Below are 16,234 nucleotides of genomic sequence, written 5' to 3' on the forward strand. Positions count from 1 at the left end.
GTTCAATTCTCCTCATGCAAGGGGATGAACATCAATTCCCCCTCATCCGACCGATAGATTCCCAACCGTTGTGCTTCTCCGACCGGGTTCCGCGCAAGAAATTGGTCCAGGCTCATGTGCTCCAGATACGACAGTTGGTCCAGACTGTAGGAGAGTTCCAGCACAGGGCTTGCTCCGTACGTGTGGAAAAAGGCGATGCCTTGGTGCAGTTCCATATAGGAAACCAGCGCGTTTTGATACTGTTGCGCACCTGTCTTTCGCAGCATGCTGAGGACAAATGCTTCCTGCACGGCGAAGATGTCCAGCTCCTCTTCCTGCTTGCCCGTTTTGCGGCAATAGGAGGCAAGGTAGGATTCGAACAGGGTGAGCAGCGTCGAAGGACGCAATGCAGTGGCTTCGCAGAATTTTCCCAGCCACATCCCCGCCTGGCCGACGGTGAAGAAAAGATCACAGGCTTTTTTCAGACGCAGGGCTGTTGCAAGATCCTGGGAGGGAAACGTCGGGGAATTGAGCAGGGAATAAGGTGCTTGCTCCTGGGCAACGAGACCGAATGAGGATGCTTGGTCAGCGACCAAGGTGCCGGGGAGCAACGAGAGGATGAAAATGTCAAGATTGCTGGGCTTGAGCAGCATCGCATAGTCCAGACTCCGTTTGAATCGGTCGAGGCTGTCCAAGGGAAGGCCGATGATCAGATCAAGCCCGAAGGGCAGTCCCCGTTCATTCAAAAGCTCGATGTTTCGCGCGAATTGTTTTGCGTCGAATCTGCGATTTGCTTGGGCAAGGACCTCTGCATCACTGCTCTGAAGCCCGATCTGCAGCGAACAATCCAGCTTGGCAAATGCATCGGCAAGCTGAGCATCCAGTAATTCCGCCCGCACTTCGAATACAAAATGGATGTGTTGCGCCTTGCCTCCCAACAAGGAAAGCAACCGCAGGGTTCGTTGTTTGTCCATATTGAAAGTCGGGTCAAGGATGTAGACTTCACTTACCTTTCGGAGTATGAGATAGTCAAGTTCCGCTTCCAGACGTGCAAGCGGAACGTGACGAACCGAACGCTGTCCCCGGGATTCAAAGCAGAAGGAACAGTGAAAAGGGCAACCCCGCGTCATTTCCCAGAGTACGGAGGACCCTTCGGTCACATAGGCATCGGCGATGGAACTGAGCAACACCGAATCCAAACGGGCGAGATCAGGGGCGGGGGAGTAGGTGGGCAGGTCATCCCGTTTTACGATTCCGAGTCCTTCTGGAGGGGTCCCTGCAAGCAGTTGTTCAATGGCTTGGACGGTGGAGACCTCGCCTTCACCGAGGATCAGGAAATCATAGACATCCCAGGCGAAGCTTGTAGGATTCGCCGTCGCTTCCGGTCCTCCTGCGAAGATGACGAGCGATGGGTCTTGCTCTTTCATCTCCCGGGCGAACCGGTCCATCCAGGCTCTGTTCCACAGGTAGACGGACAGCCCGATGCAGGAAGGATTGTGAGGTGCGATCATACGCGCGGCTTGCTGCGGATCGTCCTCCAGGGTGAAGGACGTGTGGGTACAGCAGAGAGATGCGTCGGTGAAGTGGGAATTGACGGCAGATTGGATGCATAATGCTCCCAAAGGGTAGCTGAGATTGCCTTCTTCCAGACAACAGGATATCAAGTGGAGATTCATATCGGTGATAGTACTGTGTAGTGTCCGACTCTTGCAAGCAGGATGCGACTATGTATAGAGTAAGGTATGAAGCGATGGCTGGTGTTGCTTTTTCTCTTTCTCGTCACTCCTTTGTTTTCGGAAAGCATGCATCTTGAGCTTGATGGAGCATTGCCTGATCAGCTTTTGGTGCATTGGGATGCCGTCAAAGGAGCAGACTACTATGACATCTATCTCGACCAAAAGCCGGTGAAGCGGGTGGAACAGACGCAGGTGGTTCTCGCAAACTTGCACAGTCATACCTCATATGAAGTCCTTGTGGCGGCGAGGAAGACCGGAAACGTTGATATCGAGGCAGATGCCGCGCATTTCAGGACGACCGGCTGGGAGGGTTGGTATCGATGGGTGAACAAGACCAAAACGGATAACAATGGGAAATGCAGGCAATTGGATTTTTTGGTTGTGCATACCGCTGGAGGCTATGAGATTCATGGGTTGTATGATCGGTTGTATCGGCTTTTTCCCGTCGCTCCCTGCGAGCAGGAGTTCCCCTATGAGGGGGAGTCGGAGCACCAGACAGCCTACCGAGTCAATGCAGAGATGTTCAACACCACCAAAGTCACGCCGAAGACGTGGATGGTGAAAGAAGTGGAGATTTCTGATTCGTCGCTGCGCATCGTCATGCAGACCAAAGTGGGGGCCCTTCGATTCACCACCACTTCCTGCTATCGATTCCAAGTCTCCCCTACCGGGGAGAAGGAGCTCTGCTTTGAGACCAAAGGAGAGGGAATGGCCGGTTGGGGGGTGTTCAAATCCCCCAATCCTGAGGATGACGGAGTCTTTCGGTGCAGCTATGTTGGACCGGCCCAATCGGTTTCTTTGCAAGGTATACGTTGACAAAAGCTGAAGCGGGCAGTATATGTGTTAACCTGAGACAGCCGGTCCCTAGGAGTATATTGCATGGATGCTGAGCAAACCCTGATCATCGTCGAGTCACCAACCAAGGCGAAGACCATTACCAAATTTCTTCCCTCTTCCTGCAAGGTCGTTGCAAGCAAGGGTCATATCCGCGACCTTCCGGAAGACCGGATGGCCATCGACGTTGCAAAGGATTTTGCCTGTGATTACGAGGTGGTTTCGGGTAAGGAGTCGTTGATCAAGGAGTTGAAAAGCAGTCTGAAGAAGGCTGACCGGCTGTTGCTGGCCACTGATGAGGACCGTGAGGGAGAGAGCATTTCCTGGCATCTGTTGGAGGTACTCAAACCGAAAATCCCCTATCAGCGGATGGTGTTCCATGAAATCACGAAAAGTGCAATCACCAAGGCCCTCGAAGGGGGACGGCCTTTGGATGAGCATCTGGTCCAGGCTCAGGAGGGAAGGCGGGTGGTCGACCGGTTGTACGGGTACACGCTCTCTCCGACCTTGTGGCGCAAACTCTCGAACAAAAAGCTGTCCGCTGGACGAGTGCAATCGGTCGGACTTAGGTTGACGGTGGAGCGGGAACGCCAGCGACTCACCTTCTTGATGAGCACGTATTATGATGCCAAGGCGCAGTTGCTTGCTTCCTCGAAGCAGGGATTCGAAGCGAAATTGACTGCGTATCAAGGACAGAGCATCGCTTCAAGCAAGGATTTTGATTCGGTAACCGGCCAATACAAGGCCAAAAAGGATACCCTGTTGTTGCAAAAGGATCAGGCGATTGCCTTGGTCAAGGAGCTGGAGGGTGAATCATTTGTGGTGCAGAGCATCCAAAGAAAGCCGTTCATCACTCGTCCGAGTGTTCCGTTCACCACCAGTACCTTGCAGCAGGATGCGATCAAGAAACTGCATATCAGTGCTTCCGAAACGATGCGGATCGCACAGAAGCTCTATGAGAACGGTTTCATCACCTACATGCGTACCGACAGTCCCTCCCTCAGCCAGGAGGGCACTCAGGCTGCCCGCTCCTTGGTGGAGGAGCTCTATGGGAAGTCGTTCCTTTCTCCGAGTGTACGCTATTTTGCCGCAAAAAGCGCAGGAGCCCAGGAGGCCCACGAAGCGATCAGGCCTGCAGGGGAGCGCTTCCTGCTTCCTGGTGAAGCTGGACTTTCCGGCAAGGAGTTCGCCCTCTACGAGTTGATCTGGAAACGTACCCTGGCAAGTCAGATGGCCGATGCCCAGAAAGCCACCACCACGGTGAAGCTGACCGCAGGGAATGGGGAATTCACGGCGAGTGGAACGGAAATTGTATTCCCTGGTTTCCTCAGGGCATATGTCGAAGGTTCGGACGACCCCGATGAAGCGCTTGATGACAAGGAATCCCTGCTCCCTGTACTTAGTCAGGGCGAGATCTGCCCGCTTCAGGGTTTGACCGAGGTCGAGCATCAGACCAAGAGTCCTGCCCGCTACACTGAGGCTTCCTTGGTCCAGGAGCTGGAGAAGCGGGGTATCGGCCGTCCTTCCACCTATGCGACGATCATTAAGACGCTGCTCGATCGTAAATATGTAGCCAAGGAAGGTTCTGCGCTTGCCCCCACGTTCATGGGGTTTGGCGTCTGTCAGTTCTTGGAGACCAATTTCGGACAATTCATCGATTATGATTTCACCTCCATGATGGAGGATGGTCTGGACAAGATCGCTGATGGTTCCTTGGATAAGGTATCCTTCCTCAACTCGTTCTATTTGGGCGAGAAAGGATTGGAAAACCAGAATAAGCTGCAATTGGAAGAAGACAACAAGGTTGTTTCCAAGACGTTGAGGCTTCCGCATATCAGTGAGGAGAATCCGGTGATGGTAGGCCCCTACGGTCCCTACGTCATTGATGCCAAGGGTCAGTACCTCTCCCTTCCTCCCACTGCGCTTCCCGGCAACACCACTGATGCCATGATCAAGGAATTGATCGCAAATGGTAAGGAAAAGAAGGAGCCGGTTACCCTCGGTTCCGGTACCATACAGGTTCTGACCGGTCGGTTCGGACCCTATTGGCAGGAAGGTGAGGGCAAGCAGGCGAAGCGGGCGAGTATTCCTAAATGGGTGCAGGACGCCAACAGGCAGGAGGATCTTGAACTTGCCGAGCGGTATCTGTCGTTGCCGCGGAAGCTCGGTACCGATGCCTTAGGCAATGAGGTACTGGCTTACAAGGGGAAGTACGGTCCGTATATCGCCTGCAATTCCAAGACACGAAATTTACAGAAAACCGACCATGACGAGCAGCTGTTTTCCATTACGTTGGAAGAAGCGCTCGCTTTGCTTGCCCAGGAGGTGGAAAGCTCCGGAGGGAAGGCAAGGAAACGAGGAACAAAGGGCCCGGGGGCTTCGGTAATCAAGGAGCTGGGGACTTTTGAAGGAGAGACGGTGGCATTGGCCACTGGTCGTTATGGCTTGTATCTGAAAGCCGGCAAACAGAATATCGCGCTTCCGTCTGAATACAAGAAAGACGAGGTGAAGGCCGGTTCCCTTACCCTTGAGCAAGCCGTTGCGATCATCCGCACCAAACGTGCGAAGGAATAGTGAATACGAATTATGGCAAGATTTTTGGGAAATCGACCGACAGGGCTGCGGATGCAAACCATCACCAGCGGCAATGCGGTTGACATTCTGGCCTCGGAATTCCATTTGTCGGCTGAGAAGGTTGCCAGCAACCTACGCAGTGTCGGCATCCATTTGGAAGGCGGAAAGACCGAACAGGACATGAATCTCTATCGTGAGGTGGTAGCCTGCAAGGTCGGTGATCGCAGCCGGTATGGCAGCAAGGACGAACAATACCAGCAGATGCTGGATGAACAGCTTCGTTCGTTCGATGAGATTTATGTCGATACCGCCCCGATCATTCAGGAAGATTGGTTTTTGCATTTCATCAGTGATGCTGAGCCGATTCTCAAACGACGCAAGAAGAAACTGATCATCCTTGAGAAGACCCTCGAGGAGTTGCATGGATTGAAAGACAATCCCGAAAAGGACAAGGAAGTCCGGGTGCGGGCGACCATTCGCCCTGATCTGATCAGGCTATTGGCACGACGGGGTTTGGTCCGCATCGGGGATACGGGAAGCATCGGGATTGCCGATGACCATCTGGTACGATTGTTCAGCCAGCAGGGGAAACAGAAGAACCTGTTGCTTATAACACAAGACCGTGGCTTAAGTGAGCGGATCGTGCATGTTTCCCAGACGTTGGCCCAACAGGAGCATACGGTAAAGGCCCCTTCATGGTTTTCTCGTTTGTTCAGGAAGGCTTCCCCATCGTCCGAGGGGGCGGATCATCAGATGATGGTCTGTAAACTCACCGAAGGGGGAATCCTCAAACGTTGCTACATCTGCCCGGAATGCAATGAAAGTTATTATGACGATCTGCATGACTGCGAAGGAATGGTTTTGTGCGGTCGTTGTTATCTTGACCTGAAGGATCAGGAAGCCAAGCAGGAAGCCGAGAACCAGAAGAAACGGGAAGCCGAACTGAAGGCTGAGGAAGAGCGGCAGAAACGCTTGGAAGCAGAGGAAGCGCGACTGGCGGCGGAACTTGCAAAACAAACCGTTGGACAACGAGTGGAGCAGAAGCGCAAACGTCTGCTGCGCTTGATCTTTCTCTCATTGGCAGGAATTCTCCTCTTGGTGCTGTTGCTCCTGTTGCTCTTCTAGCCTAAAGATGCTGCTGATTACCGTCCCTGCAAAGGGGCGGTTTTTTGGTATGACGGGCACGTCATCATGCTTGGGTGAAATTCCCGAATGACGCAGTTGCCTTCGGGCAAATACCTCAGAGCAAACAGATGGTGCGGACGAACAGGCAAAAATCAATGTAATCCAAAACACAATGAAGCCACTTGCTCAAGAAAAAGTTCATGAAGCCTGAGCCGGGAAAACGGGAATCGGACAGATTTGGGTTTATGGCACTGATCATCCCTCTTTATGGCTGATTCTTGGTTTGACTCAAGGACAATTATCATATTGGATTGTGAAAAACGGTTAAATTCATACAAATATTATGTTTTTGTGCTGGATTTTCGTAAAAAACTATACATATACTACACAGGCATATTCTTAACACAGGAGGTCGTATGAAGCAAAGAAGGTTGAGTATTTTGGTTGTTCTGAGTATCTGTATGGTTTGGGGACTGTTGAGTTCCGGTTGTGATCTTTCCCCGAGAAGCAAGGCGCTGGTGATAGTCAATGACAGTGCAAATGCAATAGACTATGTAGCTATCAGACAATATGTTTCCGGAGCGAAGATGGCTTACCCGAATGCTCTGGCAAACGGAGAAACAATAGCAGCAGGAGAGAGCAAGCGTTTTTATTTGGCTCCTTACGGTGACAATACGGTGTATGTAACCGTTGATGATGATGCCTTGGGGTCTGCAAGCGTTAGTTTTACCTATGATTATTTGGTTGATGGTTTGAATAGATCGATTACCGCTACCTATTCAGGAACCGAGATTTCGGTGAGTGGGAGCAATGCCCAATTGCCGGTATAATCCGAGAAGTCCAAAACGTTGATGCATTGTTGCTTGTATGCAGTGGTGCAACACAGGTACAAAGGGCTGGGAGGTAATCCCAGTCTTTTGTTTTCTCCCTCGCTACCCTATGAAAGCGGGAAACATGGCGATCAAGAGTATTCAAACAGTATTGTTTCATAGATGAAAAAAAGGCCGTTGGATGATCCAACAGCCTTGAGAATGCCCCTGGTGCGATTCGAACGCGCGACCCCTTCCTTAGGAGGGAAGTGCTCTATCCAGCTGAGCTACAGGAGCTAATGCCTAGACGATAGTACCGTAAATGAAAATGGTATGCAAGGGGATTGGTTTTTCTTCTCCCCTCGCATTGCCTCGTCATTTTTTCAACAGGTCCCTAATCTCAGTCAAGAGTGCAATATCTGCAGGAATGACTGGTGGTGCAGGAGGAGCCGCAACCTCTTCGGCTTTCTTTTTTGCTTCCATTCGACCGCGGAATGTATTGATGGTGCGTACCATCATAAACACTACGAAGGCGATGATGAGGAAGTCGATGATCTTCTGGATGAAGTTGCCGTACATGATGGCGACTTCCGCTGTCTGCTCGGTTGCAGCGGAGATGACGATCTTCAAGTCGGCGAAACTGACTCCTCCAAGAATCAGGCCGATGACCGGCATCAGGATATCCTTCACCAACGAACTGACAATTGCAGTGAATGCCGTGCCGACGATGATGCCGACCGCCATATCCATGACATTCCCCCTGGTAATGAATTTCTTGAATTCAGAGAGCATGTGTTTCTTCTCTCCCATGAAATCCTCCCTCGCTGCTAGCTGCCTTGAGTATATCACGGCATGTGAAATTTGGGTATGGAAACAGGAGCTCAATCGGCGACATATCTTTACCTTGGGACCTATGGAGAAAAACTCTGAGGAAAATTTTCAATTTACGATGATTGATTGTTGCATAAATATACTTGTTATTGTATAACCTAAACCAATATTCGGTTGTAGAATATGTTTTGCATGCATCGAGTAGTATTTGGAGGTACCAAAGATGAAAAAAAGCCTGTTTGTTGTAGCTGCTCTCGCAGTTTTGCTGGCTTCTCCCCTGCTTGCACAGGGCGGTAGTGAAGCAGCAAGTCCCAAAGTTGGTTTCATCGGCCCGATGACCGGCGACTATGCCAACTATGGCGTACTCAGCGATAACTCTGCAATGCTTGCCATTGAGCAGTTCAATGCCAAAGGCGGTATTGCCGGTAAGATTCCCGTAACCCTCGTAACCGAGGATTCCGAAGGAAGTGTAGAGAAAGGCCTTTCCGCCATCGAGAAGCTTTCTTCCTCTGATAAGATTGTCGGTCTCATCGGCCCCGTCTTCACCGGTGTAAGTTTCGCTGTCGGTGAACGTGTGCAGAATGAAGGCATTGTCATGATCAGTCCGTCCGCTACCCACGCTGACATCACCAATATCGGTGACTATGTATTCCGCACCGTCGTTTCCGATGGTCTGCAGGGTGAAGTCGCCGGTCGCTACTTCCACGACAAGCTTGGCTATAAGAACATTGCAGTCCTGTATGCAAAGAACGACTACAGCCAGGGTTTGTACGAAGGCATGACCGCTTCCTTTGAAGCTGCAGGTGGTAAAGTATCCATCGCTGAGGCATTCCAAGTCGGCGACAAGGACTTCAAAACCCAGCTCACCAAGATTCGTACCGCCAATGTCGAAGCCATCTATATTCCTGACTATACTGCAGAAATGGCACAGATCCTTGAGCAGGCCACTCAGCTCGGCATCAAGACTCCGTTCCTTTCCTGCGATGGATTCTCCAATCCTGAGATTTACAACCTCGCTGGTGACTTTACTGACGGCGTCATCTACGTCGGTCCTGCAAAAGTCAAGGAAAGCCCGGCATTTGCAAAGTTCGTCTCCGACTACAAAGCAAAGTATGGTGTCGGTCCTGACAGCTTCGCAACCAACGCCTACGATGGTACCAACATTCTGCTTGCTGCAATGGACAAGGTGTACAAGGCAACCGGCAAGTTCGACCGCAAGGCAATCCGTGACGCGGTTGCTGCAACGAAGGACTTTGCAGGTGTATCGGGTGTCGTAAACTTTGCTCCGAACGGTGACTTGGTTGCCTACCAGGGTATCTACAAGGTCAACAAGACCACTCCGGAATACCTGGGCACCTACACGGTGGTGAATGGTGTGCTGACACAGATCGACTAAGGTCTGTAATGTTTCCCGGTCTTGCGGGAATTGGGAGGACCGGTGTTGTTTACACCGGTCTTCTTATGTTATCGTACTTGTTAGTTTTCCGTACGAAGGAGAGAGCATCGTGGGAATTGCTGAATTCTTCCAACATTTGATGAATGGCCTGACGCTTGGGGGCATCTACGCACTGATAGCCCTTGGATATACCATGGTCTATGGCATTCTGAAATTTATCAACTTCGCCCATGGTGACGTCTTGATGGTTGGCGCTTACGTAGGTCTGTTTGCCTTCGACGCACTGCGCGGCAGTGCGCCGCTCGGGGTCTGGACCTTGGTCGCCTTTTTCCTGGCCATGCTGATCAGCATGTTGTTCAGCGCCGGCTTGGGAATGTTCATTGAACGGGTTGCATACAAACCCCTGCGCAAAGCCACTCGGTTGGCTCCGTTGCTCAGTGCTATCGGCGTTTCGTTCATTCTTTCCAACAGTGCGGCTTGGATGTTCGGGACCCAGTCGAGAAAGTTCAACTATCCGTTCGATAATTCACCGTTGCATATCGGTCAGGTGGTCATCACTCCGCATCAGATCCTCATTCTGGTGGTTTCCATGGCCATGATGCTCATCCTCAAGTTGTTCATAGATAGAACCAGGATGGGTAAGGCCATGCGTGCGACCAGCCTTGATCAGGATACCGCCATGTTGATGGGTATCAATGTAAACCGTGTCATCAGCATGACCTTTGCCATCGGCAGCGCCCTTGCTGCAGTCGGAGGAATCCTAATTGCCCTTGACTTCAAGGTGTATGCAACCATGGGCACGATGACCGGCTTGAAGGCATTCGTCGCAGCCGTAGTCGGCGGAATAGGAAACATCAGCGGTGCCATGTTCGGCGGCATTCTGCTCGGTCTGTTGGAAACCTTCGGGGTAGCTGTATTCGGCATCCCCTCCGGTTTGAAGGACACCATCGCTTTCGGCGTCTTGATCATTATCCTTTTGGTCAAACCGGAAGGAATCTTCGGCAAGGTCGAAAAGGAGAAAGTCTGATATGCTGAATTTCTTCCTACTCATTTTGATTTATTCGGGCATCTATGCCCTGATGTCCATCGGTCAGAACGTCATCACCGGCTACGGCGGTATGCTCAGCCTCACCCAAGCCGGGTTCTTCGCCATCGGCAGTTATGCAACCGCGATTCTCGCTGCCCGTTTTGGATGGTCCTTCTGGGCCACCTTGCCGGTAGCGGCCCTTCTCAGTGCTGTATTCGGTTTGTTGATCGGACTGCCGACGTTGCGTCTGAAGGGAGATTATCTGGCTATTGCCACCCTTGGTTTCGGGGAAATCGTGCGCAACGTATTGAACAACTGGGACTCGTTGACCAATGGGCCGATGGGTATCCAGAAGATTCCGATGCCCAAATTGTTTGGTTTTACGATCAACCCCTACCACAAATATGCATTTCTGGTCATGGTCATCCTGTTCGTTGCAATCGCCTATTTCCTATTCCAACGGTTGGCACGGTCTCGTATGGGAAGAGCCCTCGCCGCAATCCGTGAGGATGAGATTGCAGCCCAGTCAATGGGGATCAACATCACCAAATACAAGGTGTATGCTTTCATTCTCGGAGCTTCAGTAGCAGGGATTGCAGGATCGCTCCAAGCGGTCTTCTCCCTCTCGGTGACACCGGGAACCTATACTTTCATGGTATCGGTCATGGTACTGTGTATGGTGGTGCTTGGAGGTTTGGGCAACTTCAAGGCTTCCATCCTTGGCGCTTTCATCATTCAGTTCATCAGTTACTTCCCCCAGTTGACCGGTCTGTCCAGCGTCATTCCTCCCCAATTCAAACAGATTCTCTTTGGTTTGATTCTGGTAGTCATGATGATCTGGCGTCCCCAGGGTTTGTTGGGGCGTGAGGATATCCGTTACGGCAACCAAAATGTCGAAAAGCGTGGAGGTGTGCAATGATTCTCTTGGAAACCGAAGGCCTCACACGTGCCTATGGCGGTGTTGTCGCCGTGAACAAGGTCGATTTTCAGGTTGAGAGTGGTCTCATCACCGGTTTGATCGGCCCAAACGGGGCTGGGAAAACTACGCTCTTCAACAATATGACCGGGCTGGATACTCCTTCGTCGGGGAGGGTGTTCTTCAATAAGAAAGAAATCACCGGCTATCCGGCCCACACCATCTGCAGGATGGGTATCGCCAGAACCTTTCAGAACATACGTTTGTTCAAGGATTTGACGGTGGTGGAGAATGTCATGATCGGCAGGCATTTCAAAACCGGGAAGGACCAGACCAAAGGTCGTTTCCTCAATGCCTTGAACAGCTACATCTTTCTGAAGCAGGAAGAGGGTCAGATCTATGGAAAAGCGCTTGAATGGCTGGACTTCTTCGGCATGCATTCCATGAAGGATGAGTTGGCAAAAAACCTTCCGTACGGAAGGCAAAGGGAACTGGAAATCGCCCGTGCCTTGGCCACTGATCCCAAACTCCTCTTTCTGGATGAACCGGCAGCTGGCATGAATCCGCAGGAGACCGACCATCTGATGCAGATCATCCGGAAAATCCGGGATCTGGGAATCACGGTTGTGTTGATTGAGCATGACATGAAGCTTGTCATGAATATCTGCGATACGATCACCGTCCTCAACTATGGACAGAAGCTTGCCCAGGGGACTCCCCATGAGATCAAGCACAATCCCAACGTGATCGAAGCCTATCTTGGGAAGGAAGAAGAATGAAAGAGTTGCTCACCATTGATGATATCTCCGTTTCCTATGGAAACATCAAGGCTCTGCAGCACGTCAGCATGCACGTCAACCAAGGTGACATTGTCTGTCTGATCGGTGCCAACGGCAGTGGAAAGAGTACCCTTTTAAAGGCAATCGTCGGGCAGGAACCGCTGGTCACCGGTTCGATCACCTTTGATGGGGAAGAAATCTGTAAAGCCAAGGCCGATGTGCCCAAACATGGAAAGCACGCCCGGTATCTGACCACCGACCTTATCGCGGCAAAAGGCATAGCCTTGGTGCCGGAGGGACGGAGAGTCTTCGCTGATATGACCGTCGAGGAAAATCTAGATATGGGAGCTTTCCTGGTTCGCGACGAGAACATCATCAACGACCGCAAGGAAGCCATGTATGATTTTTTCCCCATTCTGGGGGCAAGGCGACGGCAAAAGACCCGTTCTCTCAGTGGGGGAGAACAGCAAATGATGGCCATTGCACGTGCTTTGATGAGTGGTCCACGACTGATCCTGCTCGATGAGCCGGGACTCGGTTTGGCCCCATTGGTAATCGCCGACATCTTCGAGAAGATCGCAGTGATCAACCAGCAGGACAAGGTGACGGTATTCTTGGTTGAGCAGAATGCCCGCATGGCTTTGAAGGCTTCGACCGAGGGGTATGTCATGGAAAACGGCAAGATTGTCCTGCATGACGCCTCCTCCGCATTGCTGGAGAATGAAAAGGTTCGCGCTGCGTATCTCGGCGAATAATGACTGGAAAATACCGCAGGCTTGAATTATAGTGTTCTTAGATGGTAGGTAGGAGATCCATATGATTATCGAACGAAGAATGACGCGCAATCCTGTTACGGCCACTCCTGATATGTCCATAGCGGAAGCATCCGCGTTGATGAAGCAGGAAAAGGTCCATCGCCTTCCTGTCCTCGACAAGGACAAAAAGCTTGTGGGAATCATCACCGAGAAGGATATCCTGTACGCCACACCTTCTCCGGCAAGCAGCCTTTCGATTCATGAGATGGCCTATCTATTGAGCAAGCTTACCGTAAAGAAGCTGATGAGCAAGAACGTGGTTACCATCACCAAGGATACGACTGTGGAAGAGGCTGCACGCATGATGGTCGACCAGGATCTGTCCAGCCTTCCGGTTCTCGAAGGGGACCGCTTGATCGGCATCGTGACCAAGAGTGACATGTTCAAGATTCTGCTTGAGCTGTTTGGTGCAAGGCATTTCGGGGTCCGGGTATCATTCATCGTCGAAGACAAGCCGGGGACGATCGCCAAGATAAGCCAGGCATTGAGCGAGCAGGGCATAGACATCATCACCTTCGGTACCTTCATGGGCACCGATCCGAGCAATGCAATCTGCACCATAAAGGTTCAGGGAGCGCCGATCAGCAAGGTGGTGGAAATCATCAAACCCTTCGTTTCCCAGTTGCTCGATGTTAGGGAGGTTTGAGTGTCTAAGAAGAAAAAGAAGACCTCTGACGAACACAAGGCGGCTGGAAACAGCCGTCTTGTAGTTGAATCAGATGCATATCGGCCGTTTGAGGATATCAAACAAGTCAAACCGAAGGTCCTCAAGAAAACTCAACCGACAGCTGTGGTGAAGTCGGCTTCCGAGCGCAAGGACCCGATCGTACTCGGATACGACCCGAAGGCGAACTTTGGTGATATTCTTTCCAGTTGGGAAGCCACCGGGGAGCTTGGCGGCGTCACCAAGCGGATGAAGAGCTACAGCAAGGTGCAGGTGGAAAAGAGCTTTGGGGAAATCCTTTCTGCTTGGGAGGGAGAGAAGGCTGAGAAACGGCAACAGGCCGAGAAGAGCGTTGATCCAATCAAGAAGAGTAAGGCATATACCCCGAAGCAGGACTTCGGCTCCCTTTTGGACCAATTCGAGGGACATGAGTCAGGCAGGCAACCCAAAGGGAATGCGATGTCCCCTCGTATCAAGATCAAGGATGATGCACCGATCAAGCCTACCGCGGAAATCGAACAGGCTTTGGAAGAGAAGGATGAACTTGATGGTGAACGGGAGCGGCCGGTCAGTTGGTCATTCGCCGATACCTATCGGGCGTGGAATGCCGCAAAGGATGAAGATGCCGCCATTAAAAAGGCTCGAGCTGAGAAGCACGAGAAAGAAGAGGCGGAGCTTACCATTTCCCAGCTCAGAGCACTTGAACCGCAGAAAACCTTGGATCTGCATGGCATGACCGTACTTGAAGCAGAGAAAGCCTGTGCGGACTTCTTGCGAGCAGCGAAGGACGATAGACTTCTCAAAATTGCCATCATCACCGGTAAAGGGCTCCATAACGACAAGGGCTATTCGTTGCTCAAGGAAGCTGCCTTATCCCAAATTCGGATCAGCAATGTGGTACGCGAAGCCTATACCCCCAAAGCGATGCATGGGGGGAGCGGAGTGATCTGGATAGTGTTGAAACAAAGTTGAGGGCATAAAACAGGCCGGTGATCCGGCCTGTTTCGGTTTCCTTAGCGTTCCCGGTAAATGATGCGACCCTTGGTCAGATCATACGGGGAAAGTGCCACACGCACTGTGTCGCCAGGAACAATCCTGATATAGTGCTTGCGCATTTTGCCCGAAAGATGGGCTAGGATAACATGTTGGTTCTGAAGTTCCACACGGAACATCGTATTCGGAAGAGCCTCACGTACGACTCCTTCGACTTCAATTGCTTCTTCTTTGGCCACAAATCCTCCAAATATCTGCTTAAAAGCTAGGAAATTATATGCACTACTCCCAGCTCTGTCAACCTAGGTCTATTTGATAAAAATATCCCAATATCCCTTGGTAAAGAGACCGATGATGATCGCCGGAAGGATGAATTTGAAGTAGAAACGCAATCCATGAGGGAATTTCAGACCTTCACCACTGTTGGCTTCATCAAGAAAAGCGTTCCATCCCCAACCATATTTCCAAGTACAGTAGAGAGTAAATATCAAAGAACCCAAGGGTAGCAAGGTAGAGCTGACAATGAAGTCCTCAAGATCCAAGACACCGGTGCCCGCACCGAATGGCTGGAACGAGGAAAGCACGTTGAATCCCAAAAGACAGGGAAGACTCAAGAGAAAAATTGCGATCGCATTATACAACGTCGCTTTTTTCCGACTGACACCTTTGGTATCAATCCAGAAACTGATGATGTTCTCGAATACGGCGATCAAGGTGGAGAGTGCGGCAAAACTCATGAACAGGAAAAACAGGGAACCCCAGAAACGCCCTCCGGCCATCTGTTCAAAGATGTTGGGAAGGGTGATGAAGATCAGGGAAGGACCAGCATCGGGTTGGATGTTGAACGCGAATGCAGCAGGGAATATGATCAAACCACTGGCGAGGGCGACGAAGGTGTCGAGCGAGATGATGCGGACCGCTTCTCCGGTGAGCCGATGCTCCTTGCCGATATACGAACCGAAAATAGCAATGCTGCCGATGCCCAGACTCAAGGTGAAGAAGGCTTGTCCCATTGCTGCATAAATTGCTTCAAACAATCCGTTTTCGGCCATGCGGGAGAAATCAGGGATAAGATAGAACCGAAGCCCCTCTGCTCCTCCTTTCAGGCTCAAACTGTTTGCGGCGAGCACCAACATCAAAGCCAGCAAGCCGATCATCATGTATTTGGTGATTTTCTCCACACCGCTCTGCAATCCTCTGGCAACAGGCAGGAAGCCGAGGATGACGGCCAAAAGCATCCAGAAGGTCATGCCCAGCGGGTTTCCCAACATCGAGGAAAAGAAGGAAGATACAGCTTGTGCATCACGTCCACTGAAATCCCCTTTGAGCATATGAAAGAAGTATGAGAACAACCAGCCGGAAATAGTGGTGTAGAACATCATCAAAACATAGTTTCCGACGATGGCAAATTTTCCATAGACCGGCCATCCTTTCTTTTTCGGTGTAAGCGTCTGAAACGCCAGGCCGATGTTTTTCTTGCTCGCCCGTCCGATCGACAATTCCATGACCATGACAGGAAGGCCGAGGATGACCAAAAAGAGCACATAGATCAATACGAAGGCAGCACCGCCATAGCGTCCTGTGATGTAGGGAAAACGCCAGACGTTTCCCAGACCGATGGCACAGCCGGCGGAAAGCAGGATGAAACCGAGTCGGCTGGCCAATGTTTCGCGGGTGGTTGATTGATTCATATAGTGATAATCTCTCTCTTTGCATGGAATGGTAATATGTTGCCTTATAAGACAACCGGAACATT

At 51.2% G+C, this 16,234-nt stretch carries 15 protein-coding genes and 1 tRNA gene; 11 read left to right on the forward strand and 5 right to left on the reverse strand.

Translation table 11 applies throughout. The features are described 5' to 3' along the window. Positions 1-2 precede the first annotated feature (2 nt). Positions 3-1,655 (reverse strand): B12-binding domain-containing radical SAM protein, encoded by a 1,653-nt coding sequence (locus AB7C91_RS02530; RefSeq protein WP_332448221.1) that lies wholly within the window; start codon positions 1,653-1,655, stop codon positions 3-5. 66 nt (positions 1,656-1,721) lie between these two features. Here AB7C91_RS02530 and AB7C91_RS02535 point away from each other — a divergent pair, with 66 nt between their 5' ends. The 4 genes from AB7C91_RS02535 (at position 1,722) to AB7C91_RS02550 (ending at position 7,078) form a co-directional block, all read left to right on the forward strand. Then, positions 1,722-2,531 carry a hypothetical protein gene (locus AB7C91_RS02535; protein ID WP_332448222.1) on the forward strand — a complete coding sequence of 270 codons (810 nt, stop codon included), beginning with the start codon at positions 1,722-1,724 and terminating at the stop codon, positions 2,529-2,531. 63 nt (positions 2,532-2,594) lie between these two features. Further along, on the forward strand, positions 2,595-5,123 hold the full coding sequence (gene topA, locus AB7C91_RS02540; protein WP_428589025.1) for a type I DNA topoisomerase: 2,529 nt from the start codon (positions 2,595-2,597) through the stop codon (positions 5,121-5,123). Positions 5,124-5,135: 12 nt separating this feature from the next. Continuing rightward, positions 5,136-6,248, forward strand: coding sequence for a hypothetical protein (locus tag AB7C91_RS02545; RefSeq protein ID WP_332448224.1), 1,113 nt, complete (start codon positions 5,136-5,138; stop codon positions 6,246-6,248). 416 nt (positions 6,249-6,664) lie between these two features. Then, positions 6,665-7,078, forward strand: a complete 414-nt coding sequence (locus tag AB7C91_RS02550) for a hypothetical protein (protein WP_332448225.1) — start codon at positions 6,665-6,667, stop codon at positions 7,076-7,078. Positions 7,079-7,280: 202 nt separating this feature from the next. Here AB7C91_RS02550 and AB7C91_RS02555 read toward each other — a convergent pair. Together AB7C91_RS02555 and mscL are read right to left on the reverse strand one after the other, a co-directional pair. After that, positions 7,281-7,354 (reverse strand) — tRNA-Arg (locus AB7C91_RS02555). 78 nt (positions 7,355-7,432) lie between these two features. Next, positions 7,433-7,867, reverse strand: coding sequence for a large-conductance mechanosensitive channel protein MscL (gene mscL / locus AB7C91_RS02560; RefSeq protein WP_332448226.1), 435 nt, complete (start codon positions 7,865-7,867; stop codon positions 7,433-7,435). Between the two features lie 244 nt (positions 7,868-8,111). Here mscL and AB7C91_RS02565 point away from each other — a divergent pair, with 244 nt between their 5' ends. The 7 genes from AB7C91_RS02565 (at position 8,112) to AB7C91_RS02595 (ending at position 14,457) form a co-directional block, all read left to right on the forward strand. Next, positions 8,112-9,284 (forward strand): ABC transporter substrate-binding protein, encoded by a 1,173-nt coding sequence (locus tag AB7C91_RS02565; RefSeq protein WP_332448227.1) that lies wholly within the window; start codon positions 8,112-8,114, stop codon positions 9,282-9,284. Between the two features lie 109 nt (positions 9,285-9,393). Beyond that, on the forward strand, positions 9,394-10,311 hold the full coding sequence (locus tag AB7C91_RS02570; RefSeq protein ID WP_332447952.1) for a branched-chain amino acid ABC transporter permease: 918 nt from the start codon (positions 9,394-9,396) through the stop codon (positions 10,309-10,311). Between the two features lies 1 nt (position 10,312). After that, positions 10,313-11,230: a branched-chain amino acid ABC transporter permease gene (locus AB7C91_RS02575; protein ID WP_332447951.1), complete on the forward strand. Its 918-nt coding sequence runs from the start codon at positions 10,313-10,315 to the stop codon at positions 11,228-11,230. Continuing rightward, positions 11,227-12,006 (forward strand): ABC transporter ATP-binding protein, encoded by a 780-nt coding sequence (locus AB7C91_RS02580; protein WP_332447950.1) that lies wholly within the window; start codon positions 11,227-11,229, stop codon positions 12,004-12,006. Before AB7C91_RS02575 ends, AB7C91_RS02580 begins: the two co-directional genes overlap by 4 nt. Next, positions 12,003-12,761: an ABC transporter ATP-binding protein gene (locus AB7C91_RS02585; RefSeq protein ID WP_332447949.1), complete on the forward strand. Its 759-nt coding sequence runs from the start codon at positions 12,003-12,005 to the stop codon at positions 12,759-12,761. The genes AB7C91_RS02580 and AB7C91_RS02585 overlap by 4 nt, the downstream gene beginning before the upstream one ends. A gap of 61 nt (positions 12,762-12,822) precedes the next feature. Then, positions 12,823-13,467 carry a CBS and ACT domain-containing protein gene (locus AB7C91_RS02590; protein WP_332447948.1) on the forward strand — a complete coding sequence of 215 codons (645 nt, stop codon included), beginning with the start codon at positions 12,823-12,825 and terminating at the stop codon, positions 13,465-13,467. After that, positions 13,468-14,457, forward strand: coding sequence for a Smr/MutS family protein (locus tag AB7C91_RS02595; protein ID WP_332447947.1), 990 nt, complete (start codon positions 13,468-13,470; stop codon positions 14,455-14,457). A gap of 41 nt (positions 14,458-14,498) precedes the next feature. Here the strand turns inward: AB7C91_RS02595 and infA are convergent, their stop codons facing one another. Together infA and AB7C91_RS02605 are read right to left on the reverse strand one after the other, a co-directional pair. Continuing rightward, positions 14,499-14,717, reverse strand: coding sequence for a translation initiation factor IF-1 (gene infA / locus AB7C91_RS02600; protein WP_013607767.1), 219 nt, complete (start codon positions 14,715-14,717; stop codon positions 14,499-14,501). Between the two features lie 69 nt (positions 14,718-14,786). Continuing rightward, positions 14,787-16,169 carry a sodium-dependent transporter gene (locus AB7C91_RS02605; protein ID WP_332447946.1) on the reverse strand — a complete coding sequence of 461 codons (1,383 nt, stop codon included), beginning with the start codon at positions 16,167-16,169 and terminating at the stop codon, positions 14,787-14,789. Positions 16,170-16,234: the final 65 nt, after the last annotated feature.

It is taken from the genome of Sphaerochaeta sp. (assembly GCF_050256055.1).
GTDB lineage: Bacteria > Spirochaetota > Spirochaetia > Sphaerochaetales > Sphaerochaetaceae > Sphaerochaeta.

Excerpts from the sequence above, each read along its gene's own strand:
- AB7C91_RS02535 (WP_332448222.1), top strand. The coding sequence starts at position 1,722 with ATGAAGCGATGGCTGGTGTTGCTTTTTCTCTTTCTCGTCACTCCTTTG.
- AB7C91_RS02580 (WP_332447950.1), top strand. The coding sequence starts at position 11,227 with ATGATTCTCTTGGAAACCGAAGGCCTCACACGTGCCTATGGCGGTGTT.
- AB7C91_RS02545 (WP_332448224.1), top strand. The coding sequence starts at position 5,136 with ATGGCAAGATTTTTGGGAAATCGACCGACAGGGCTGCGGATGCAAACC.
- topA (WP_428589025.1), top strand. The coding sequence starts at position 2,595 with ATGGATGCTGAGCAAACCCTGATCATCGTCGAGTCACCAACCAAGGCG.
- AB7C91_RS02565 (WP_332448227.1), top strand. The coding sequence starts at position 8,112 with ATGAAAAAAAGCCTGTTTGTTGTAGCTGCTCTCGCAGTTTTGCTGGCT.
- AB7C91_RS02575 (WP_332447951.1), top strand. The coding sequence starts at position 10,313 with ATGCTGAATTTCTTCCTACTCATTTTGATTTATTCGGGCATCTATGCC.
- AB7C91_RS02585 (WP_332447949.1), top strand. The coding sequence starts at position 12,003 with ATGAAAGAGTTGCTCACCATTGATGATATCTCCGTTTCCTATGGAAAC.
- AB7C91_RS02530 (WP_332448221.1), bottom strand. The coding sequence starts at position 1,655 with ATGAATCTCCACTTGATATCCTGTTGTCTGGAAGAAGGCAATCTCAGC.
- AB7C91_RS02590 (WP_332447948.1), top strand. The coding sequence starts at position 12,823 with ATGATTATCGAACGAAGAATGACGCGCAATCCTGTTACGGCCACTCCT.
- AB7C91_RS02550 (WP_332448225.1), top strand. The coding sequence starts at position 6,665 with ATGAAGCAAAGAAGGTTGAGTATTTTGGTTGTTCTGAGTATCTGTATG.
- mscL (WP_332448226.1), bottom strand. The coding sequence starts at position 7,867 with ATGGGAGAGAAGAAACACATGCTCTCTGAATTCAAGAAATTCATTACC.
- AB7C91_RS02605 (WP_332447946.1), bottom strand. The coding sequence starts at position 16,169 with ATGAATCAATCAACCACCCGCGAAACATTGGCCAGCCGACTCGGTTTC.